At 63.7% G+C, this 23,802-nt stretch carries 11 protein-coding genes; all 11 read right to left on the reverse strand.

The window, feature by feature from the left end; genetic code table 11:
• Positions 1 to 27: 27 nt before the first annotated feature.
• Entirely contained in the window at positions 28 to 3,636 is a 3,609-nt protein-coding gene (locus ABLE86_RS16860) for a TonB-dependent receptor (protein ID WP_348780123.1), read from the reverse strand.
• Entirely contained in the window at positions 3,633 to 11,603 is a 7,971-nt protein-coding gene (locus ABLE86_RS16865) for a hypothetical protein (protein WP_348780124.1), read from the reverse strand. Before ABLE86_RS16865 ends, ABLE86_RS16860 begins: the two co-directional genes overlap by 4 nt.
• A 277-nt stretch (positions 11,604 to 11,880) precedes the next feature.
• Positions 11,881 to 12,801, reverse strand: coding sequence for an AraC family transcriptional regulator (locus ABLE86_RS16870; protein WP_348780125.1), 921 nt, complete (start codon positions 12,799 to 12,801; stop codon positions 11,881 to 11,883).
• 508 nt (positions 12,802 to 13,309) lie between these two features.
• On the reverse strand, positions 13,310 to 14,806 hold the full coding sequence (locus ABLE86_RS16875; protein ID WP_348780126.1) for a sugar ABC transporter ATP-binding protein: 1,497 nt from the start codon (positions 14,804 to 14,806) through the stop codon (positions 13,310 to 13,312).
• Between the two features lie 5 nt (positions 14,807 to 14,811).
• A complete protein-coding gene (locus ABLE86_RS16880) occupies positions 14,812 to 15,813 on the reverse strand; it encodes a hypothetical protein (protein ID WP_348780127.1) in 1,002 nt (333 codons plus the stop codon).
• A gap of 38 nt (positions 15,814 to 15,851) precedes the next feature.
• Entirely contained in the window at positions 15,852 to 17,984 is a 2,133-nt protein-coding gene (locus ABLE86_RS16885; protein ID WP_348780128.1) for an SMP-30/gluconolactonase/LRE family protein, read from the reverse strand.
• 84 nt (positions 17,985 to 18,068) lie between these two features.
• The gene (locus ABLE86_RS16890; protein ID WP_348780129.1) at positions 18,069 to 19,058 is read right to left on the reverse strand and encodes a sugar ABC transporter substrate-binding protein; all 990 of its coding nucleotides are present in this window, start codon (positions 19,056 to 19,058) and stop codon (positions 18,069 to 18,071) included.
• A 27-nt stretch (positions 19,059 to 19,085) separates the two neighbouring features.
• The gene (locus ABLE86_RS16895) at positions 19,086 to 20,114 is read right to left on the reverse strand and encodes an ABC transporter permease (RefSeq protein ID WP_348780130.1); all 1,029 of its coding nucleotides are present in this window, start codon (positions 20,112 to 20,114) and stop codon (positions 19,086 to 19,088) included.
• Positions 20,115 to 20,421: 307 nt separating this feature from the next.
• Positions 20,422 to 20,799, reverse strand: a complete 378-nt coding sequence (locus ABLE86_RS16900; RefSeq protein ID WP_348780131.1) for an SDR family NAD(P)-dependent oxidoreductase — start codon at positions 20,797 to 20,799, stop codon at positions 20,422 to 20,424.
• Positions 20,800 to 20,903: 104 nt separating this feature from the next.
• Positions 20,904 to 21,593: a TetR/AcrR family transcriptional regulator gene (locus ABLE86_RS16905; protein WP_348780132.1), complete on the reverse strand. Its 690-nt coding sequence runs from the start codon at positions 21,591 to 21,593 to the stop codon at positions 20,904 to 20,906.
• 145 nt (positions 21,594 to 21,738) lie between these two features.
• Positions 21,739 to 23,331: a long-chain-fatty-acid--CoA ligase gene (locus tag ABLE86_RS16910; RefSeq protein ID WP_348780133.1), complete on the reverse strand. Its 1,593-nt coding sequence runs from the start codon at positions 23,329 to 23,331 to the stop codon at positions 21,739 to 21,741.
• Between the last annotated feature and the right edge of the window lie 471 nt (positions 23,332 to 23,802).

The raw sequence follows: 23,802 nt of genomic DNA on the forward strand, positions 1-23,802 counted from the left end.
CACAGCGCAATGTCTCAGCCTATGCAATTAGAACTTTCCCACGACGTTGAGGAAGATTCCCCTGTCGTCCAGCGTCAGATCGCGCAAGTCGTCGGAGAAGACGCCGAAGTTGTAGCCGACGCCAACCTTGAAGTTGTTGCCGACGTGGCGATAGACCGCCGCCAGCGCGCCGTAGTCGGTTGTCTTGGCTGACGGCATGGCCAGCACCCTGCCCTCCAGCAGAATGTCCCATTCCTTGACGATGTGCAGGTCGGCACGAAGGACGCCGAGATGCGCCGATGAGCGCTCCCAAGGCGAGAGGCCGTCAGAGCCGTCGAGGAAGCGCTGCTGGACGTCGCCGATGCGGAAGCCGTACTTGCCGCCAACCGATAGCCAGGGAAACAGGTCGTAGATGAGGTCGGCCGACAGGATGTGGCTGCGCTGGCGCGGGCTGGCCAGCCGGCCATTGAAGCCCACCTGGTCGGGCCCGGGCAGATCGTAGAGCCAGGTGTATCTGAACAACGCGTTGAGCCGATCATTGTCGACGGGGCGATAGGCGTAGCCCAGCGAAGCCTCGACATAGTCGCCGGCGCGGAAGGCACCGGCGGAACTGTCGGACAGAACCGCGTCGACATGCGCCATCAGGCGCCAGTCCTCGCTCGTCTTCCACGACAGGCCCGAAGCGAAGAGATAGCTGTTGAGATTGCGGCTGCCGTCCTCGCTCTCATCGAAGCGCGCCTCGCCGCGCGTACGGGCGTTGATGCCCTCCTCTTCGTCGTTGTAGCCGACCGACAGCGACACCGCCTTGCGGTCGAAGTCCGCGCGCTCCAGCCCGGTGGCCGGATCGATCGTGCGGTCGCGCACGAGGCCCGCTTCGAAGCCGGTGTCGACAGTCCAGACGGCGTTGGGGGTGTAGACGACGCCGTAGGTCTGGGTCAGCGACTGTCGGCGTCCGAACATGTCGTAGCTGTTCTCGACATAGGCGGAGGCGGTTTCGCCCAGCTTGCGCCGCACGCCGCCGACGATCGCGCCGCGGTCGGTGCCGACCAGATCGTAGGAGCGGTCGACATCGAAGGCGCGGTCGGGATCGAGACGGTAGCCGATGTAATAATGCGCGTCGGCCGTCGGGTCGTAGGTCAGCCCGGCCAGCGCGCCGAGGCCGCTGTTGCCGTAGGAGATTTCACCGGTCGCGCCGATCGTCTCGGTGAGCCTGATCTCGCCGCCGACGCCGGCGCGGTCATTGCGCCTGATGTCTCCGGAGCGGTCGAGCGTGCCCTGGCCGAAGACGTAGGCCATGCGGTCCGCGTCGGGCCGGTATTCGAGCCGGACGCCGGCGTCCAGGCGCGAGCCGTCATAGCCGCTCTTGCCCGAGCCGATCGCCCTCGGCGAGAGGATGTCTGTGTAGCCGATGCCGAAGGCAACCTTCCAATATTCATCGAGCTGGTAGCCGAGACTGGCGTTGCCCTCGCGCTTGAGCTGCCCTTCCGCGTCCTTGAAATCGTCATAGAGGAGCGTGAGGCCGGTGCGCTCGGTGATCGCGAGATCGGCATGCGCGCCCCAGATGCGGCGGCCGATCAGGGCCTGTTTCGAAAGCGTGGCGAAGCCGGCCTGCACCTCCTCGTAGTAGCCGCCGACCGTGCCCTTCACACCGCCTTCGGCGATCTCTTCGAGGTCGACCTGCCCGCGCACGCGCCAGGCCGCGGCGGCGCGGTCGCGCCGGCCCGCAGTGCCGATCTCGCTCATCGTCAGGCCGCCGTCGGTCGAGCGAGCGGTGCTGAAGCCCGGGCCCCTGGACCGCGAGACCTCGGCCTCGATGAAGGTCTTCTCGGAATGGCGGAACTGGATGTCGGCGCCATAGGCCTGCTGGTCGGCCTCGCCGGTGGTCTCGCTCATGCCGGTGACGCCGACGCGCACCTTGTCGTCCAGCCATTGCTGGGCCCGGCCGCCATAGACATAGCCGTCGACGTCGGTGGCAACGGGCGTGTATTCGTACTGGGCGACCAGGTAGATCTTGTTGCCGCCGAGCGCGCCGTTGCGCACCGGCCCGGTGGCTCCAGTAGCCGACGACAGTGGGCTCTTGAGGATCAGGACGCCCTGCATGTAGTCGAAGCTGTAGTCGTCGCCATAGACCAGCGTGCGCCGCTCGATGACGCGGCCGGTGACGCTGTCACGGACCTCGACCGCCACCGTCTCCGAGCCGATGGTGATGTCCTGTCGCTTCAGGAAATAGGCAGAACCGCCGGTGCCAAGGAACTCATCGCGCTGCGGCAGCGTGTCGGGCTGGGCAGCATAGAGGGTGACCTCGCTCTTGCGTTCGCCGAAGGAGGTTGCCTCCTCGGAGCGATATACGACGTTCGCCCCATAAAGTGCGCGGTCCGAGCGCATGAACTCGGTGCCGGTGATGCGGGTCTTGTAGTTGCCCCACATCACATGGCTGTCGCCGCGTTCGAGCCGGACGTAGAACTTGCCGTTGGTGGGCGCGTCTTCGACCATGGTCGAATCGTCGCCATAGACCGGATAGTAGTCGTCCGGATCGAGCCTGCGCAGAAGCTGGCGCGGATCCTTGCCGTCGAGGCCGCGGAACAGGTTCTCGATTCTGTCCTCGCCGGTGTCGGCGGCGGCGGTGAGCAGGTACGCGCCCTTGATCTTGCCCTTCACATAGAAGGCCAGTCGGCCGTTGGTGTAGATGTCGTCGTATTCGCCCGGCCGCACCGCCTCGATCCCGGCATCGCCCATGCGCTTGCCGATCGTAAGATCGGCCAGCGCGACATAGAACCAGTCGTTGTCGGGAATGGTTATCTGGCGGTTGAAATCGAGCGCGCTTGCCGTGGAGACGCCCTGCACGGCGACATCGACCTCATGGTCGCCGGGCGGCAGGATGCGCTGGACGACGAAGGCCCGGTTGGGATCGACGGGGATGTCCTCGCCGAGTGCGCGCACGCGATGGCCTTCGGGCACGTTGCGCCCATAAATGGTGACGGCGCCGCCGCTGACCGGAATGTTGCGCAGCGCAGTACGGACCTCGCCCATGTCGGGTGCGCTGGCGACATCGGTCAGGCCCTCGGTGACGGCCATGTCCGTCCGCGCAAGGGTCAGCGGCAAGGTCTCGTCGTAGCGGCCCTGGGCGTCGTAGACGCGAAGCACATAGCTGAAATCGCCCGCCGTTTCCGCGGGCGATGGTAACGTCCAGGCCGCCTCGCCATTGATGGCAACCGGCACCACGGCGACCGGCCTCGAAGCCTCCGGCTTGTCCGCTGGATAGATACGGACCTCGGCCCGCTCGATGAAGGCCGGATAGTTGGCCCTCGCAACGAAACCGACAACCTCACCCGTCTTGTAGGCGCGGCGCAGCGGCATGGTCGCCACGTTGAGCAACGGCTTGGCATCGAGCCCGTCGAACTTCACCTGGATGTCGACTGCGGCAAGACCAACGTCGGTCTTGCGCGCTTCATCTTCCGCCATCGGCGTGGCGCCTTCCGCCACCGGTGCGCCGTCGACGGAGATCGAGAAGGGAATTGCGCCATCGTCAGACCAGGCGGCCCCCGACCAGGCCAACAGGGCAAACGCCGTGCCGGCAAGCAGCAACGCCGAGCGACCGGTTCGCGCAACTGACGACGAGCCCGCGCGCAGGCGAGCGGCCTCCAAGATGGTCCTCATTTGCCTGCCTCCACGCGCGTTTCGATGTCCAGCGGGGTGCGGTGGCCTGCCTTGCGCCAGCGTTCGGCGATTTCCGCCTCCAGCGCGCGCATGCGGTGGGCGGCAAGTTCCTTCCCGGCGCCGACATAGCTGACGCGCAGCACCGACTTCTCCTTGCCGAGCAGTTCGACCAGCTGGTCGAGCCCTCGCTGCCACTCGCCCTTGAGCTCAATGCGGCCAGCAACGAAAGCCTCATCCTTGAGGTCGAGCCGGACGACGCGGCCGATCGAGGCGCCGAAGTTGAGCTTGGTCATCTTGCCAGCGGTGAGCCGGACGACACGTGGGTTCTCAGTGGTCAGGCTGTAGCCGGATGGCAGCGTTCGCGGGTCGAGCTTCAGGATGAAGTTCGAGCCGATGCGCTGTTCGGGCAGGTCCGCGCAGGCGATGTGGAAGCGACCATGCGCGTCGGTCGTCACCAGCACGCCGTCGACGGTTGCCAGCCGCACGCCTGGCAGGCCGGGCTCGCCCTCGTCCTGGTAGCCGTTGCCGTTCTTGTCGTCGAACACCTTGCCGATGACGTCGCCGCAGTCGAAGACCGGCTCGGCCAGTATCTCGACCGTCGCCTTGGCGTCCGGCGCGATCCTGTTGCCGTCTTCATCCGCGGCAATCGCCGTGTTGACGTGCTTGCCCGGCCCGGCCGAACTCAGTGCCATCAGCTGCAGGCGGATGACCAGCTTACCGTTGCCCGGCACCGCCAGATCCTTGAAGACGATGTTGCGACCGTTGACGACCGGGGCCACGGCCACCCCGTCGACCGTCGCCGAGCCGTCCACATAGCGGAAGCCGGACGGCGCCACGTCAGTTACGCTGATGCCCGAGACATTGGACGGGCCGTTGTTGACGACCGTGATGGTGTAGGGCGCCTTCTCGCCGATCCGGATGTAGCGCAAGCCGGCCTGCTTGATGACGGTGACGTCCGAAGGCGCCGCCGACGGCAGCGCGATCAACGCCACGCTCTCGTTGGATTCGACCAGGTTCGAAGGGATCATGACACCGCCCCGGTAGCCTTGGGCCTTGGCGGTGTTGTTGATGCCGTCGACGATACCCGCAGCGTTGTCGATATCCGCCTGGCTGAGCGGGTAGGTCGCGGTGAAGGTCGCTTCCTCGCCGGGGGCGAGCGCCAGCGCCGCTGGCGTGATCGCGGAGAGGCTGTTGGTCGCCGGATGGCCGTTGAAGGTCGGGCCAGCATCGACCGGGCTGACGCTGTCGAGCGGCAGGTTGCCGGTGTTGGTGACGACGAAGCTATAGGTCAGCCTGTCACCCGGCGTCGGCCCGCCGCTGCCGTCGGCATCCTCGAACTTGCCTGATTTCGAGATGGCGAGTTCAGGCTTGGCGACAGGCGTCGTGACCGAGCAGGTCGTGCATCCGGGATCGATGTCCCTGCCCGATAGCGTGTTGGCAATTTCGGAAACGCCGGCCGGCAGCGGGTCATCGACGGTGAACTCGACGGTGACCGTGACCGAGCTGTCGGCAGGGACCGTAGCCACGGCAAGGTCGAGCGAGCCCGGACCGGCAACCGGCGTGGTGAAGCCAGTCGCCCCTGCGACAGCTGTCAGCGTCGCACCGGCGGGAATGTTCTCGGTGAACTCGAAATCGTTGAAGTCGCTGCCGCCGTTGTTGGTCAGCGTCAGCGTATAGGTCAGCACCTCGCCTGGCTCCGCGACCTGGTCGACGGTCATGCTCTCGCCGGTCAAGGCCTTGGCAACCCGCACCTTGGGTGCGCTCGGCACCGTCACCGAGCAGGTGCTGCAATCGGGATCGACATCACCCCCAGAGACCGTGTTGACGATGCTGTCCACACCGTCGGCAACGGGAGCGTCGACGGTGAACTGGACGGTTACCGTGGCCGTTCCATTGGCCGGAACAGTAGCGACCGTAAGGTTCACGGCACCCGGCCCCGCAACCGCCGAACCGAAGCCGCTGGCACCGCTGACCGAAGTCAGCCTCACTCCTGCCGGCACATTCTCCGTGAGGCGGAAATTGGCGAAGGGGCTGCCGCCGCTGTTGGTCAGCGTCAGCGCATAGGTCAGCACCTCGCCGGGCTGGGCGATGTTGTCTGCAGCAATGCTCTCGCCGGTGAGCGTCTTTTCGAGGGTCACCTTAGGCGCAGTCGGTGTGGTGACCGAGCAGGTCGTGCAGCCGGGGTCCGTGTCCCCGCCCGACACCGTGTTGACGATGCTGGTGAGCCCATCGGCCAGAATTTCATCCACCGTGAAGGCAACCGTCACAGTGGCAATGTCACCGGCGGGCACACTGAGCACCGACAGGTCAAGCGTGGCCGGCCCCGCGACCGGAGCGGTGAAGCCGGTCGCCCCTGTGACGGCCGTCAGCGTGGCTCCGGCAGGCACATTCTCCGTGAAGCGGAAATTGGCGAAGTCGCTGCCGCCGGAGTTGGTCAATGTGAGCGTATAGGTCAGCACCTCGCGCGGCTGGGCAATGCCGTCAACGGCAAGGCTCTCGCCAGTGAGCTTCTTGTCTAGAGTCACCTTGGCCGGCGTCGACGTCGTCACCGAGCAGGTGGTGCAATCGGGGGGCACGTCGCCTCCGGAAACCGCATTGACGATGCTGGTGACCCCCGCCGGCAGCGGATCCGCGATCTGGAACGAGACGGTGACGGTAGTCGCGCCGTTGGCCGGCACCACGGGCACCGTGAGGTCGAGCGTGCCGGCGCCGGATATCGGCCCGGCAAGGCCGTCTGCCCCGATGACCGCGGTCAGCGTCGCGCCCGCAGGTACGTGCTCGGTCAGCCTGAAATCGGCAAAGTCGGTGCCGCCGGCATTGGTCAGCGTGATCGTATAGGTCAGCGTCTCGCCCGGCTCGGCGATGCCGTCTACGGTCTTGCTCTCGCCGGTGAGCGTCTTCTGCACGGTCACCTCGGCCGGCGTCGGCGTTTCCACACATGTTGCCGAAGGGCATGGCGGCAGCGGATCGCCGGTCCTTAGGGCTACGTTGGAGACCTTGGTTGCCCCCACCGGCAACGGATCCTTGACCCTGGTGCGCACCACCAGCGTGCGCGTCCCGGGCACTGCGCCCAGTTGGCCAGGCACCGAAAGGCCGGTCCAGTTGACGTTGCCGCCGCTCTGCGTGCCGCCATCGCTTGCATTGGCGAAGGTCACGTTGGGGTCGAGCACGTCGGTGACGGCATAGTTGGTCGCCGGACCGCCGACATTGGTCAGCGTGATCGTATAGGTGAGCGTCTCGCCCGGCTCGGCAACGCCGGCGCGGCTGCCGCTTTCGCCGGTCAGCTTCTTCTCGATGGTGATCGCGGGCGGCGTCGGCAGCGACGCGCATTGGTCGGACGGGCAGGACGGCTCAGCCTCGCCCTTTTCATAGGCGAGGTTGCCGATCTTCGTCACGCCAGCCGGGAGCGGATCGTTCACGATGGTGATGACGGTCAGCACGAGTTCGCCCGGCGTCGCCCCCATCTGCTGTGGAACGGCAAGCCCGCTCCACTCGACATTGCTGCCGACAGGTGCGCCGCCGTGATCGGCGCTTGCGAAGCCGACATTTGGATCGAGCTTGTCTACGACCGCAAAGTTGGTCGCGGGGCCGCCAGTGTTGGTCAGCGTGATCTGATAGGTCAGCGTCTCGCCAGGCTCGGCGATGCCGGCCTGCGTGCCGTTTTCGCCGATCAGCTCCTTCTTGATCTTCACGTTTGGAGGCGTCGGCATTTCGGCGCACTGCGCCGAAGGACAGGGCGGCTCGGGCTGGCCGGTCTCGAAGGCGACGTTGGCAATGCCGGTCACGCCGGCCGGCAGCGGGCTCGCCACCTTGGTGCGCACCGTGAGCACGCGGGTGCCCGGCACCGCGCCCACCTGGGCCGGAACCGACAGGCTGGTCCAATTGACATCGCTGCCGCTCGGGGCGCCGCCGTCGCTGGCGCTGACGAAGGACACATTGGGATCGAGCCGGTCGGTGACGGCGTAGCCAGTCGCTGCACCACCCGTATTGGTCAGCGTGATCTGGTAGGTCAGCGTTTCGCCCGGTTCTGCTACACCGGCTTTGGCGCCGCTTTCGCCGACCAGCTTCTTGTCGATCGCGATGACGGGCGGGGTCGGCAGCTCGGCGCACTGGGCCGACGGGCAGGATGGCTCGGTCTGTCCGGTTTCGAAGGCGATGTTCGACACCTTGGTCGTGCCTGCCGGCAGGGATGCGGCAACGCGCACCTCGACGGTGAGCTCCAGCATGCCCGGCGCGCCGTTGTTGTAGGCAGGCACCGTCAGGTTGGTCCATTCGACCACACCGCCAGCGTGGACGCCGCCATTGTCGGCGCTGACGAAAATGGTGTTGGCATCCAGCTTGTCGGTGACGCCATAGCTGTTTGTCGCGCCGCCAGTGTTGGTCAGGGTGATCCTGTAGGTCAGCGTCTCGCCGGGTTCGGCAATGCCCGGCAACGCGCCATCCTCGCCGACCAGCTTCTTGCTGACGCTGATATGCGCCGGATCAGGAATCCGCACGCACTGGTCGGAGGGGCAGGACGGGTCGGGGTCGCCGGTCTCCTTGACCAGGTTGGTCACGATCGCCCCTGGCGTGAGCGGGTCGTCGACCTGCACCTCGACGGTCAGCACAAGCGTGCCCGGCGTCGCGCCGACCTGGGCCGGAACGGCGAGGCCGTTCCATACGACGCCCTCCCCGCCCGCGACGCCGCCATTGTCGGCGGAGACGAAAGTGACGTGCTCGTCCAGCTTGTCGGTGACGGAGTAGTTGATGGCCGCGCCGCCGGTGTTGGTCAGCGTGATCTGGTAGATCAGCACCTCCCCTGGCTGCGGCGAGCGGTCCTCGACCATGCTCTCGCCGGTCAGTTCCTTCCTGAGCGTGATCTTCGCCGGTGCCGGGATCTGCACGCATTGGTCGGACGGGCAACCGGGATTGCTGTTCCCCGTCTTCTTGGCGATGTTGGTGATGGTCGTCACGCCCGGCGCGAGCGGGTCATCCACCTGCACCCGAATCGTCAGCTCCAGCTTTCCGGGGGTGGCGCCGTCCTGAGCCGCTACGGTCAGGCCATTCCAGATAACCTCCTGACCGCTGAACACACCGCCATGATCTGCCGCAACGAAGCTGACATTGGCATCCAGCACGTCGGTCAGCGAATAATTGGAGGCGGTGCCGCCGGTGTTGGTGAGCGTAATGCGATAGGTCAGCAGCTCGCCCGGCTGCGGAGCCTCGTCGCGCGCGATGTCCTCGTCGATCAGTTCCTTCTTGATCGTCACGGCCGGCGGGATGTCGCTGTTGACGATGGTGCACACCGCCGCATCGCCATTGACCGGCGTTACCGAATTGCCCGGCACCGGAGCCGCACCGTTGATTACGCAGCTGTAGCTGCCGGCCGCGTAGCCGGGCAGGTTGGTTTCGGACAGCGCATAGACGCCAGCCGGAACCGACACGCGGGTCACCTGGGCCGAGCCTGTTGGACCCGAGACCGTCACCGGACCGGTGGCCGAAAGCGTGAAATCGGTTGCCGCGGCGATGCCGCCATGGCTGTTGTCGAGCGTCTTGACCAGTGTCAGCGTTGCCGGCTGATCCTGATTGGCGATGGTGCAGACCGCCTCGTCGCCATTGGCCAGGTTCAGTGTGTTGCTCGATATGGCCGCGCCGCCATTCACCACGCAGGAATAGTCCCCGCCGGAGTAGCCGGGGATGCTGGTCTCGCGCAGCACATAGCTGCCGGCGGGCACCGATGCATCGGTGATCGCCGGGGCTCCGGTAACGCCTGAAATGACCACTGGGCCGGTGGCCGTCAGGGTGAAATTGGCAGGCGACGCCGTACCGCCACGGCTGTTGGTGACGGACTTCACCAGCGTCAGCCGGGCTGGCTGAACGGTGTTGGTGACGGTGCAGACCACATCGTCACCATTGGCGAGGGTCACGCTGTTGCCCGGGACGGCGGCGGCGCCGTTGATCGAGCAGCTGTAATCTCCGTCCACATAACCGGGGAAACTGGTTTCGCTGAGCGTATAGGTGCCCGACGCAACCGCCGCAGACGTCACCGCCGCGCTGCCGGAGGTGCCGGAAATGGACGTGGGACCCGTAGCCGACAGGGTGAAATCCGAGAGTGTCGCCGTACCGCCGTAGTCGTTGACGATTTCCTTGACCAGCGTAAGCCGCGCCGGCTGGTCCCTGTTGGTAACGGTGCAGACCACAGCGTCGCCATTGGCGACAGTCAGCATGTTGCCTGCAACCGCAGCGCCGCCGTTGATCGCGCACATGAAGGTGCCTTGGGAGTAGCCGGCAAGGCTCGTTTCCGACAGCGTGTAGACGCCCGCGTGGACCGTCGCGGCGGTTAGCTGGGGGCTTCCCGATACACCGGAGATCGGAGTCGGACCGGCGGCCGACAGCGTAAAGTCGGTCGGCACGGCGGTGCCGCCATGGTTGTTCTGGACGACCTTCGCGAGCGTCAGTGTCGCCGGCTGGTCGCGATTGACGACGGTACAGACGGCCACCTGCTCGTTGAGCAGCGAGATGGTGTTGCCGGTCACCTGCGGCCCGCCATCGATCGAACAGACATAGTCTGAACCGGTGTAGCCGCTCGGCCCGGTTTCGCTCAGCGTATAGGTGCCTGCGACCACGGGGGCGGAGGTGACTGCGGCGCTGTTGTGGGCTCCGGAAATCGACGTTGGCCCGCTGGCGCGAAGAACGAAATCCGGGGGAGTTCGGGTTCCCCCATGGTCGTTCAACACCTGCTTTTGCAAGGTCAGGCGGGGCACCGAAACGTTGATGTCGGTGGCCACGTTGTTGCTGGGATTATCACCGATCACTGTATCGGGCAGCGTGATCGTGACGGTGTTGGTCAATGGCCCGGCGAAGTTCAACGGAACATCGATGGTCAGTTGATAGGTCACCTTCCCGCCGACAGGCACATTCACTTTGTCGGCAATTCCGCCCGTACCGCTCGGCGCACAGCTTGCCCCGGCGGAGGCGGAGCACGTCCAGTTGATCGCAGAGGCGGGGATACCGGCCGGCGGCGGATCCGAGACGGTCACGCCTTGGACTCCGAACGGACCGGAATTGGTGACCTCTATCGTGTAGACGCTCTTTGCGCCCGGCGTGTAGGTGGGCGAACCGTCGGTCTTGGTCACCGCAAGCTCGGCCCCGAAAGCCAGATTGGCGGCCGGGCAATGCATGCCGTCATTGCTGTCGGCGGCCGGCGATCCAGACAGCAGCGTCCTTGCGCCGGTGGTCAGGTCGAACTGGTAGAAACCGCCACTGTTGCGAGAACCGAACAGCCCGTTCGGGGCGCCGAACATTGCGCCGATATATCCGGAGGGACCGGGCGCACCGATGTTCTGCACCACGCCAGTCGTCGGATGGATGGAAACCAGCTGGCCGTTCTGCTCGACCGAATAAAGAAGACCGCCGACCCACGCCAGGTCGGCAATATCGATGCTGCGGCTCAACGACACCGCGATCGCATTCATGTTTGCGATATTTATGCGGTGCAGGACGTTGGACGAATTGGCTCCGACGACATAAAGGAAATTGCCGGCCGGGCTGAACGCGCCGCTACGGTAATTGCCGGCAAGGGGCAGATTGTTGACCGCGCCGATATCTTGCACGGTGCCGTTGGGACGAACGCGCAAGACGTGGTTCGTCTTCCCGCTCTCAAAGCTCATCGCATAGATGAAATTGTCGGCGGGATTATAGTCGGCACCGTTATAGTTGGTGGGTGCGGCGGTGCCGACCGGCGAAAAGGTGAACGGGTTGGTGGTGGTCGATACGTTATAGAGCGTGCCGTACTGGACCAGCCACATGCGGGAATCGCAACCGCTGAACTGGGCATTTGCGGGCGCGACGCCACCGCTCAAAAAGACGCCGGCCGAGACGGCGATCTGCGCGCTGAGCACAAGAAGCACCGAAAGCGCCGCCTGCATGGTCTTGCGAAAGTGGGCCGAGACCAGCTTCAGAAACCTGACGCGCTCGCAAAATCGCATATTCGCCCCCGATCGATCACGCGATGCCCCATTGGCACCCGCCAAGGCGGATGCGATCGAAGAAGGGCCTGCACATGCCAAGAACGTTTTGCGAAGCGCCCAAAACCTCTCCTGCCCGGGCACCAGCAGCACGCCTCGGGCAACCGGCCCACGCAGACCGGTCACCCGTAGCTAGAGAGAGATCACAATTGGACCGGCCGATCTTTCAGGATATGTCGGCAGTGTCAGAATACTGGGAAAATCGACGTCTAAACTTCATCGGCTCCAGGACCTGCTGCTAGCTGCGCCGGCGCAACTGCGCCGGGGTCAGGCCGCGGTGCTTCCTGAGCGTCGAGGTCAGATGGCTTTGGCTGGAAAAGCCGCTGAGATGCGCAATTTCCGCAATCGTCATGCCTTGTTCTTCCAGCAGACGCACGGCGTGATCCAGGCGCAGATTGGTCAGATATTGGTAGGGCCGCTGGCCGAAGGTTTGCGCGAACGCCTTGATGAAATGGCTGGGTGACAGCCCGCAAAGTGCAGCGAGCTCGGCAATGGACAATTTGTCGGACAAATGCTCGACCAGATAGTCGCGCACTCGACGGGCGTTGTGGGGTGATAATCCGCCCCGAATGGGCGACTGCGGCCTGTCTATCCCTGAATAGTTTCTGAGCAGATGCACGCCGAACAGCGTGATCAAAGAATCGACATAGAGCTCGTTCGCCGCCGGCTTGTCTCTAAGTTCCGCCTTCAACAGCTCCGCAATTCGATGCGCAGTCGGATCAACCACAACCGAGTTCAGCGCTTGCAGGTCGACGCCCCCCGCATCAAGTTCGTGCTCGGCGAGCTCGAGCAGGCTGGCGGGGGTTATGGCAATGGAGACGCTTTCGCGTGCCGTGGGCCAGATTGTGGACCCATCAACGCCCGCCGGCACGATGCCGAGCATCCCCACGGGAGCATCAAATACACGCAATTTACTGCTCCCAACGGCCGAAAGCGCGCCCAGGAGCGGGGAAAGAAAGACTGTCGCATAGTGGCTTTCGGCGACGAAGGCCATCGATCCCGCCGGACGATCAAGATGGACGGCACCGCCCCTGAAGGTCGCCAGACGGGGCCCTGAGCACACCGGAATGAAATCGAGCGCGTCACGACCATCTCGAGAACTGGCGGCAATGTCGGGTTCTGCGTGGTGCGCGATGATAGCGTCGGCCGCATCACGCATTGCGTATCGACCGTCGCGGCCAGACGTCGCTCCCTTCGCCGAAAGAACCGACTGTTTGCCCGCCGGCTCGCCGCTTGCGGGACGCGATCACTCGACGCAAATCTCTGATGCGGAAACGATTTTGCCCGCCAAACCCAAAAATCGGAGGCCGAGATGGCCAGAACGCCATGCTAGAAATAGTCATTCCAAAATAAGTCAAAACTTAATGCAAAATTCGAAAGTTATTATATTTAGTACACATGCGTTACATATATTAACTTAGTCTATAGTAGCTTATTTGCATTTTATTAATTAAATTTGAAACTTTTTTCCTGCCGACGATAGCCAAGACGGCGTTCCCGCGTGCCTCAATCGAACTCGTGAGACGAGCTCGATCATATCGTTGCCGAAATGACGAACGCTTTCGTAGAGTCAGGCCAGACCGACAATTCGAACGGCTGCTCAATTCCGATGACCACAGGATAACGCCCGTGCACGTCAAGGAAATCGGTGTCGCAGACTGCCTACCCTAGTGAACGGCTGCGTGCAGAATTCGCTCTGCGGTCGCTTCTGCGCGGGAAAATTCGGCGGCGATGGTGCCGCCCTTGGCCACCAGTATCCGATCGGAAAGGTCAAGTATCTCCGGCAGATAGGAGGAGATCAGGATCACGCCAGCACCGCTGTCGGCGATGTCCCTGATGATTTGCCTGATCTCGGCGATGGCTCCGACGTCGACGCCCCGCGTCGGCTCATCGAAAATGACCAGCCTTGGCTGCTGAGCGAGCGATTTGGCTATTACCACTTTCTGCTGATTGCCGCCCGACAGATAAAGCACCGGCTGGTGCTCGCCGATCCTGCGGATCGTCAGCCTCTCTTCCCATTCGCGCGCGATGCGGCGCATGCGGCCGAGCGGAGCGAGCAACGTGCGTCGTCCGAACTTTGCCAGCCATCCAAGCCCGATATTGTCCGACACGCTCAGCGTGTCGAAGAACCCGTCGAGCTTTCTGTCCTCGCTGACATAGGCGATGCCGTCAGCCACCGCGTGGGCAGGGATGGCGTAGCGCACCTCCCTGCCGTCAAGCCAGATGCGGCCACCACTGAAATTGCGCTTGGTGTGGCCCATGATTACCTTGGCCACTTCGCTGCGGCCAGAGCCGATCAGGCCGGCGATACCAGTGATCTCGCCCGGAAAGATGGAGAAGGACATGTTGTTGACCATGCTGCCCATTCGGATGTTCTCCACCCGCAGCACCGGTAGGGCCGAGGCCGGCTTGTGCGCGACCGTTGGGGCTGGAACCCGCTCATTCAGTTCCTCGCCGATCATGTGCCTTATCAGGCGGCCTCGGTCGAAATCGGAAGCAGGCCCGGTCACAATCATGCGCCCGTTGCGCAGGACCGAAATGCGATCGGCGTGGCTGAGCGCCTCTTCCAGCGCATGCGAGATGAAGATTATCGCAACACCGCTGCGCCGCAGCGACCTCATCAAATCGAACAGATGGTCCGTCTCCTCCGGCGTAAGCGCCGCAGTCGGCTCGTCGAGGATGATGATGCGCGCCTCGTTGAGCACGGCGCGCGCGATCTCGACCATCTGCCGCTTGGCTGCGGACAGGGAGCCGGCGAGTTGCGCGGGATCGACCTTGAAGTTCAGGCGCTGCAGCACCTGCCGTGCGGCATTGCGCACCTTGCGCACCGAATTGAAGGCGCGTTCGCGGCCGAGCACTATGTTCTGCGCCACGGTGAGCTGCGGGACGAGACTGGTCTCCTGATAGACCATGGAGATGCCGCGCGCATTGGCATCTTTCGGCGCGGAGAAGGCCACCACTTCCCCGTCGACGCGGACCTCGCCTTCCGAAGGGGCGATGACGCCGGCGATCAGCTTGCAAAGCGTGGACTTGCCCGCCCCGTTCTCGCCGACGAGTGCATGGATCTCGCCGGGATAGAGCTGAAAATTCGCCTCGGCCAGCGCCGCGATGCCACCATAGGTCTTGGTGGCATTCTGAAGACTCACAACGGGCTGTACTGTCATCTCCGTCACGCCCCCCTGCCAAGGTTGACGATCTCGCCGCTGGCCTTGCTGATCGCGATCAGATCGCCGTTCCACACCGCAACATCGCTTATCGCATGGCGCTGGCCATTGGCCCGCGACTGCGCCGACCCGACCGGCATCATGTTCTCGTCCATCCGGATGAGCAGGCCATATGAGAAGGATGGAGCCCAGGGCTTCACCTCGCCAAACAGGCGCGTCGCGCCAAGTTCGATGGGAAGATCATGGCTGAACTCCGGGTTCGAGCGCGGGGCGATCCAGTGGCGAGGCGCGATCTTCGCCTTCATTTCCGTTTTAAAGGCATGCTCCGTCTTCAAGAACTCGATCAGCGGGTCGCGCCGCGAGAGACACGCCAGGGCGTAGCCGCCCGCAATCCGGCGCAGGCGCCCCAGATAGCCGGGATAGCCCGACTGCCTGACTTTTCCGGTGGCATCGACGATCGCCGCGTGCTCGAGCAACGACACCATCGCACCGCCTTGGCCGTCCAGGCTGATACCCATCGGACAATGCAGTCCGGAAGCTACGACGCTTGCGCCGCCAGATCGGTTCAGCGCCACGAGTTGCCCGCGCGCCTCGTCGTCCCACGCCGCCAGTGCCAGCACGTTGTCGTTCGCGCCATAGCCGCAGTCAACCAACAGCAGTTCATCCGGGGACCGAAACACGCAGTCAACCACAGACGTGAGCCGTCCGGGCGGCTGTGACCAGTCCGTTGTCGGGGCGCCCGAAGGATCGAGGACAGCGACGCTCCCGCCCGCGAGGCCAACCGCGACGAGGCCGCCCGGTCCGGCGCACAAAGCCGTGACCGGCGCGTCGAATTTGGCCCACCGCTCGAACGTGCCGCCCCAACCGGAAAGCGCCAGAATGTGTGAACCGGAACTGCAAAGAAGCCGGCCATCGCTTGCGACGCACAACGCGTCGGGTGCCTCCACCTTCATGCCCAGGGCCTCATCCAGCCTGCCGTTCGGGCCGAGCACACCTTCCAGCGTCATTGCAGGCGTTTCCCGCCGCCGTGCCCCGAAGAATGACATCATCGCGCCTTCCCCCAGTAGCTCTCCGGGCCGCGCCAGTTCTCGTTTTCGCCGTCGAGCTTGAGGCGTCCGATCCTGTTGTTGGTGACACCTCCGAGATACAGCGAGCCTTCATGCTCGCGCATGGACGTGATCATGTAGAGCGGGCCGTCCGGTGCGTCCCACAGCGCATCGACGACATGACCATTGCCATCGATCTTCAGCACTCCGCCGATGTTGAGATTGCCGAAAAGCCAGTTGGTCGGCGGCACGCGTTTCGTCATGCGCCTGCGCAGGTTGGGATGGCGCATGGCCATATCGAAGACAGGGTTGCGCATGCCCGCCAGTGCGACCCAGTACCCGCCATCCGAGGCGCGGTTGATGTTGTCGGGATAGCCCGGCAGGCCGCTGGCGAAAACGCGGGGCCCGTCGGAGAGACGCGCCAGATCGAAGATCATGACCGAGCACTCCCAGGTGCTCGCCACCAGAAGATGCTTTCCGTCATGGGTGAGGCAGACGCCATTGGGGAAGCGAAGATTGTCGCAGACTGTGCGCGTCCTGCCCGTAGCGGGGTCATAGGAGAGCAGGCGTCCGTTCGGGCGACCCTCCAGCAGGTCGAGACCCCAGTTTTCGATGTCATAGCGTTTGGTCGCGTCGGTGAAATAGATGGTGCCGTCCGGCGCGATATCGAGATCGTCCGCCATGCGGATGGTCGTGTCGTCCTGTACGCTGAACAGGCTGCGCTCGGTCTGGTCGGTCAGGAGCTCGACCTTGCCGTCCATCGTCACGCGGACAAGCCCCATACCGGCGACGCAAACGACGATGCGCCCCTCGCGATCCAGCGCGAGGCCGAGCGGGCGGCCGCCGATCTTGGCCAGAACCTCGGCCTTTGCATGATCCGGCGCGGGGATCCTGAAGAGATAACCGTCACGGCTGCCGCAATAGACATTGCCGGCCTCGTCCAAGAGGACGTCTTCCGGCCCGTCGATCTGTCCCGCGACCAGGATTTCGGCAGCCTTCAGTTTCGGCGCGATCTCGTCGGGCATCAGGCCCTGCATGCCCTGCACCCTTCCCGTGTCGAAAGCGACCGGATCAAGATAGGTCGAGGCAAGCAGCCGATGTCGGTTCTTGCGGAATTTTACATCGATGACGAGGATGAGGATGATGATTGCGCCCATGCTGAGCTGGACGAAATCGCCGCGGAATCCGGCGTTCACCATCGCATTGTTGAGCAGGTAGATGGTCGTGAAGCCGATCAGCACCGATACCACAGCGCCGCGCCCCGGCACGAAACCGCCCAACCCGACGACAAGCGCCGTGAGGGCGAAGAATTCCATGCCTATCGCCGTATCGGAGCCGGCGCTGTTCTGACGTGCGGCGAACAGGAAGCCGGCGAGACCCACGATCAGGCCTGCGAGGACATAGGCAAAGAAGATCGTGGACTTGACGCGGATGCCGCCATGACGCGCCGCCTTGCGGTTGCCGCCGACGGCGAGGACATGCCAGCCAAACCGCGTCTGGCGAAACATGATCAGGACGAAGGCCGCGATGACCAAAAGCGTCCAGAACCCGATCGGCAAGGTCAGCACCTTCTCGAAACCGATCCAGTCCCAAAGGTCGTCCACGCGCGCGGACGTTGAAATCTCCACGAGCTGTGCCTGCGAGGCGAGCGTGTAGAGGCCACGCACGGTGATCATCGTGCCCAAGGTGGTCAGAAGGGCACCGCAGCCGAGCAGGCCGGCGATGACGCCGTTGACCGTGCCAATGAGGGCTCCCGCCGCCAGAGTCAGAACCAGCGCCGCGGGGACCGGCAAACCGAGTATATGGAAGCAGAACAGCGCCACAAAGGCCGACATGGCGAAGTTGGAGCCAACCGACAGATCGATCCCGCCGACCGCCACGACGATCAGCAACGCCAGCACAACCAGCCCGCCATCGGCCGCATATTGCGTCAGGTTCCGCATGTTCGACGCGGAGAAATAGCCGCTCGTCAGCATAAGCAGGCCCACCACGACGCACAGGAGCGCGACGAATGGGATCAGGCTCTCCACCCAGCCCTTCGACAATATATCAGCCAGGACGCGGCGCGGCGAAAGCACGAGGCGTGGCACACGCTGCCTGGGCAGGCTGTCAAAATCGATCTCAGCGGCCATCACGACTTTCCAAGGAGGAGTGGAAGCGGGGCTCCTCGGAGCCCCGCATCAGATTGCTGTGCGGTTCACGAACAGGCTCGGCCGTTACATCTTCCAGCAGAGCGAGGCGTCGTAGCTGTCGCCGGCCTTGATGATCTTCATCGGAGATTCCACCATCATCATCGAACCGTCCGCAGTCGCGGCCCCCTGCAGCAGAAGGTCGATCATCGTGCCGGCGTCGCGGCCCTGGCCGTCGGCATCATAACTCCACATACGGTCCAAGACCTTGTCCTCGATTGCCTTGCACGCCACGCTGTCGCCGCCACCGGTCGCGTAGACCAGCACGTCGTCCGCCTTGCCGGCGTCCTTCACTGCGTTGCCGGCGCCCATCGTGTGGACGTCCCAATGGCCGAAGATGGCGCAGAGATCGGGATGCTGCTGCAGCACGGTCGCGGTAATCTGGCGAGCCTTTTCCGGCTCCCAGTCCGAGGCCTGATTGGAGACGACCTGAATCTCCTTATGCTGCTCGAAGACCTTGAACGCGGCTTCGTTCATGATCACGCTGTCGGCGGCGGTCAGCTGGCCGGGAATGATCGCCACCTTGCCGGATTTGCCGGCTCCAGCGCCGCATTCCTTGACGATGTCTTCGGCGATCTCGCGCCCGATGCGCTCCCAGTTGGCTCCGACGAAGCCGGACGAAGGCTGGTTCGACTGCAGGTTGATCTGCAGCACCTTGATGCCTTCCGCTTCCGCCTGCTTGATCTGGCGCGACAGTAACTGCACGGTCGGATTGTGAACCACCAGCACATCCGGCTTGTCGCTGATGGCCTTGGCCACAAGCTCCGACATGACGCCGGTATTGAAGGCGGCGTCGCGCACATCCAACGAGTAGCCGTAGATCGCAGCATGCTCGTTCATACGCCGGGCCCAGCCCTCGGTCAGCGAAATGCCCATCGAGATCGGTATGAAGATCACTTTCTTGCCGGCGATGTTGCTGTCTGCCTGCGCGCTCGCCGTGGCGCCCATGAGGGCACAGGCCCCCATCAGCATACAAGCGACCGTGGTTCGAAATGCGCTTCCCATTTTGTAGAACATGCTTCCCTCCCTGGTTTGATGCGATGGTCAGAGATCGCCCACGGTGTCCGTTTCAGCGTCCCTGGGGTTGAGATAGTTGTCGGTGACGATGGCGGTCAGCAGGACGAGCCCCTTGAGCATGTCCTGTGTCTGCGTCGAAAAGTTCATCAACGTCATGCCGTTGCGCATGATCGCGATCAGCGCGATGCCGACGATTATATTGCGGACGCCGCCCCGCCCGCCGCGCAACGGGATGCCGCCCAACACCACGACAAGAATGACGTCGAAGAGCAGCGTGCCGTTGGTGACAGTTCGGAAGTCGACCGCGCCGCTGGCGGCCGCCATGATCAGGCCGGCTACGAGCGCAGTCAGGCCGGCGAACACGTAGACGACGATGGTCGTCGTGCGCACCGGCAGTCCGGCAAGGCGTGCGGCCTGGAAGTTGTCGCCCATGGCGTAGATGATGCGCCCGGCAGTGAGGCGATTGAGCAGGAACCAGCACGCCAGAAGCGTCGCGGCCATGAGCAGGACCGGCACCGACAGGCCAGGCACAATCTCGCCGGCCAAAAATGCCACGGTAGGATCCGACTTCGGCAGCAGCAGCAGGAACTCTCCGCGCAGGACCGCGAAGCGCAGTGTACCGACCAGGAACATCGACGACGCCAGCGTCGCCAGCATGGCCGGGATTTCGGCATAGGCGATAAGCCAGGCGTTCAGCGCGCCGATGATGACCATGGCTAAGATGGCAACGGCAAGCGCGGCGGGAGCGGCCACCCCGTTACCGATCAGGATGCCGAATATGGTGGCCCCTGCGATCATCTGCGCAATCAGCGAAAGATCGAGCCCGCGCGAAATGATGACCACCGCCATGCCACAGCTGAGTATCGCCAGAGACGAACTGTTCGACAGGATGACGCGCAGGTTTCCGAGCGTCGCAAAGCCGTCGATGGTGAAAGAGAACACAACCGCCAAGACGAGCGCTGCCAGAGCCACCACGCGCTCCAGCATGTTCTTCCTGCCGGCATTCCGCACAAGCGGCGCCGCTCCCTCGATCTGGATTGCCCCGCTCGATGTCATTGTTCCGGTGACCTCCACGCTGCAAGCCACGCATAATGAAGGCTCTCGTCCGCATACCGCGCGGCCGTCCTTGCCGTGAACATGTTCCGCCCCCGCCTCGTCATGCGGGCAAGGCGAGTGATCCGATCAGTCTGCTCATTGACATCCCCTCCCCTTCGACAGGCCGGTCGATCCGGCTCCGCTTGCTGCTGACGGCTCCGCCATGCTGCGGATACCGACACGCCCTCCTCCTTCAACCGCTGCGCTCCCAGCGCTTCAGTTGCGGCGCGGCGGCTTCCCTACGAATGCCGCCATGCCATCCTGCCGCCTAGCTGTTGGCGGCTTTCAACTCCGCGCCCGGCCCACCGGCCAGCTCGCGCTCCATCGGCATGAAACCGTAGTCAGGCACGACCTCGCCGGCGCAGTCCAGCCACACGACCCCAGCGTCCATGGCGCGGGCGACCATGTCCTCGATACGAGCTTCATCCCTGACGGATGCTGCAAAGGCGATCGCCTCGCCGCCGGCCAATTCGATCTCACGGGCAACCTGTTTCGCCAAGGCGACACCAATGTCGTTGACAAGGATCTTCGTACCCAACCTGGCTAGCTGCAGAGCGTGCGAACGCCCCAGCCCGCCGCCGGCTCCGGTCACGATCGCGATGCGCCCTCCCAGCATCGAAGCGGCCTCTTCGGCTACATTTCCCACTCTATTCACTCACTAGATAATTAATTAGATTCCCGCAAGCCTTTCTTTCCATCAACTGGCATGCCGATAGTCCTCGAAGGGGCGGAATCGCGGCCTCGCCAGGCCTAGGTCGGCCGCTCCCTTCGGCACAACGCCAGGAAGCCGGCCGACATGAATGTCGCCATGCGTTGCTTGACCGCCAGAAAATCGTCGGAGCGGCAGATTCCGTTGGAAAGCTTGTCGATGCGGCCGGTTCGCGCCAACGTCAGCATCAGCGCGCCGGTCACGAAATGATAACCCCAGAAGATGTCCTCTTCGGCACAGTCCGGCAGAGCTTTCTTGAGTATACCGATCAGGCGCAGAACCACCGGATCGAAATGCTGATCCATCAGTTCCGCACCCCATTCGGGTGTGTTCGCCACCTGGGCGCCAAGCGCAGCATAGTTCTTCCAGCCTTCACCGCCCTCCGTATAGAGATCGAGGTCGGTGTCGAGAAAGGCACGCAGCGCGCCCTCCACAGTGGGCTTTCCATTGGAAGACTTTTCATATTCCTCCAGCATGCGCATACGTCGCTCGCTGGTCACGACAGCACGGCGTGCGAACACCGCGTCGAACAATGCCTTCTTGTCCTGGAAATAGTAGTTCATCAGCGTGTGGTGCACGCCGACCTGTTTCGCCACGTCCTTGAGCGTAACTCCATAGAGTCCGTGCCGCGAAAAAAGATACTCGGCGGCATCGAGTATCTGCTCGGTCATCTCGGCGCGCCGTTCGGCCTTGGTGGAACCTTTACGGCGGGACGTCTTGTTCTCGATCAACTTCTGAGCCCTTCTGAATTCACTGACGGAACCGGCGACTGCCCATACTACCTAAGCGTTCACCTCGAAAAGCCCGGTCGCGCCCCATGCCGCCGCCAACGCGCATGGTGATATGCCGCCTGCGCGCCAATCCAACCGGTCGATACTATTCGGCCCGCAATTCGGCCTGACCGTATTGTGATCGCAAGAGCATCTTATCAACCTTGCCCGTTGCCGCAGTCGGCATTTTCGGCAAACGCACAATTTCGTCGGGTATCCACCAAGGCGCCACCCGCCCCTGCAAGGGCTCTAGCAACTGCTGGTCAGAAAGTTCCTCGCCTTTGCGCAACTCCACCAAAAGAAGCGGGCGTTCACCCCACTTCGGATCTGCGCGCCCGACCACGGCGGCAAGCGAAACCTGAGGCAACGTGCTGACCACCACTTCGATCTGAGCCGGATTGATCCATTCGCCGCCCGATTTGATCAAGTCCTTGGCCCGGCCAGTGATGACGAGATTGCCTTTGCTGTCGATGCGGGCAAGATCGCCCGTGTCGAACCAGCCGTCGGCATCCGTGGCTGGGCTGGCCTGCCCCAGATAGCGCTCGACCACCGCCGGACCGCGCACATGCAGATGCCCTTCCGTGTCTCGTTGCTGCGCGAGGGCGCGCCCGTCGGCATCGGTAAGAAGCAGGTCTATTCCGAAGGCCGGGCGTCCCGACAGCCCCGCATCGCGATCCTCCAGATCCGGCGGCGCCATGGTTCCGAGTGGGGAAAGCTCGGTCATGCCCCAACTGGTCTGCACTGCTACCCCGAGACGCCGTTCTATACGCTTCATGAGCGCCGGAGGCATGGGCGACCCGCCGACGATGACACGCTTCAATGATGGCAGTTCGCCGCCCTCTGCCTCGAGATGCTCGACCAGCCCCAGCCAGACTGTCGGGACCGCCGCTGCGATCGTCACCTCTTCTGACGCGATCAAGCGGGCCAAGCTCTTGCCGTCCGCATGGCGACCGGGAAGAACCAGCTTCGCACCGGCTGCAGCGGCGGCAAAAGGCATTCCCCAGGCATTGGCGTGGAACATCGGCACGACGGGAAGGATCGCGTCCTTGGCCGTGATGCCCATCACATCGGCCATCAGGAGCCTCAGCGTGTGCAGATAGCTCGACCGATGCGTGTAGGTCACGCCCTTTGGTTGGCCGGTGGTGCCGGACGTAAAGCAGAGGCCGCACGCCGTGTTCTCGTCAAAGCCACCCCAGGCGAAATCCTGCGCGTCAGCAAGCAAGCCTTCGAGCGCTTGAATGGCGGGTTCGCCGGCCCTTTCCTTGGCATCGCCGTCGATGACGAGGATATGCTGCACCGGGGCTTCGGCGGCGATTTCGCGCGCCAGCGGCAGGAGATCGGCGCTCACGATCAGGATCTGCGCCTGAGACTGCCGCAACATCGCCGCCGTCTGCTCGGCTGTAAGGCGGGGGTTGAGCGTGTGGCAGGTCGCTCCCATGCCCATTATTGCGAACCAGGCTTCGAGATGAGACTGGCTGTTCCAGGCGAGCGTGGCGACACGCCGACCATGCCGCACGCCGAAACCAGCCAACACGCCGGATATGCGCCGCGCCCGTTGCGCCAAAGCGGAATAGCCGATCCGTGCACTGACGCCATCCGCCCGCGCAGTCACCACTTCCGTGTCGGGATGCCATTTCGCTGCATGCTCGAGAAATTTGTCTAGCGTCAGCGCATGGAATTGCATGGCTCCGTCGTTCATCGCGAGCGGCACCGGTAGCCCGGACCAACAGACCCATCACCAACAGGACACATCAAAGCTCCTCCCAGGCCGTTACCCTCATGAACGCAGCGTTCCGCTACCATGATCAGGCTCGGCACTCCCCCGACAGAGCTGACATCAATGGCTCGGTGCGACAAACAAGTCAACATTCACTATCGTGTGCGTTAATATGTTCTCGGCATTTTGGTACCGGCTCGGCACGATCGGGCTGGAACTGTCTGTCGTGTTGTTCCTCACTGAAAGAGGCTCTGCACGCTAGTTCCATGGGCCATCGCTACGGCCATGACTGCATCAAGATGGGCCGCGCCTGCTACGCCAGAGGCGGCATGCTGGCACGCGTTGCCTGGCCAGACGCGCCTCTTCAAGTGCCACGACTACGGTTCGAACGGCGCTCCAGGTAAACATGCGCGCCCGGCCGGCTTCCGCCCGCCGACGAGAGTCGGCAAGCCG

Source organism: Mesorhizobium sp. KR2-14, assembly GCF_040049255.1.
Lineage (GTDB): Bacteria > Pseudomonadota > Alphaproteobacteria > Rhizobiales > Rhizobiaceae > Pseudaminobacter.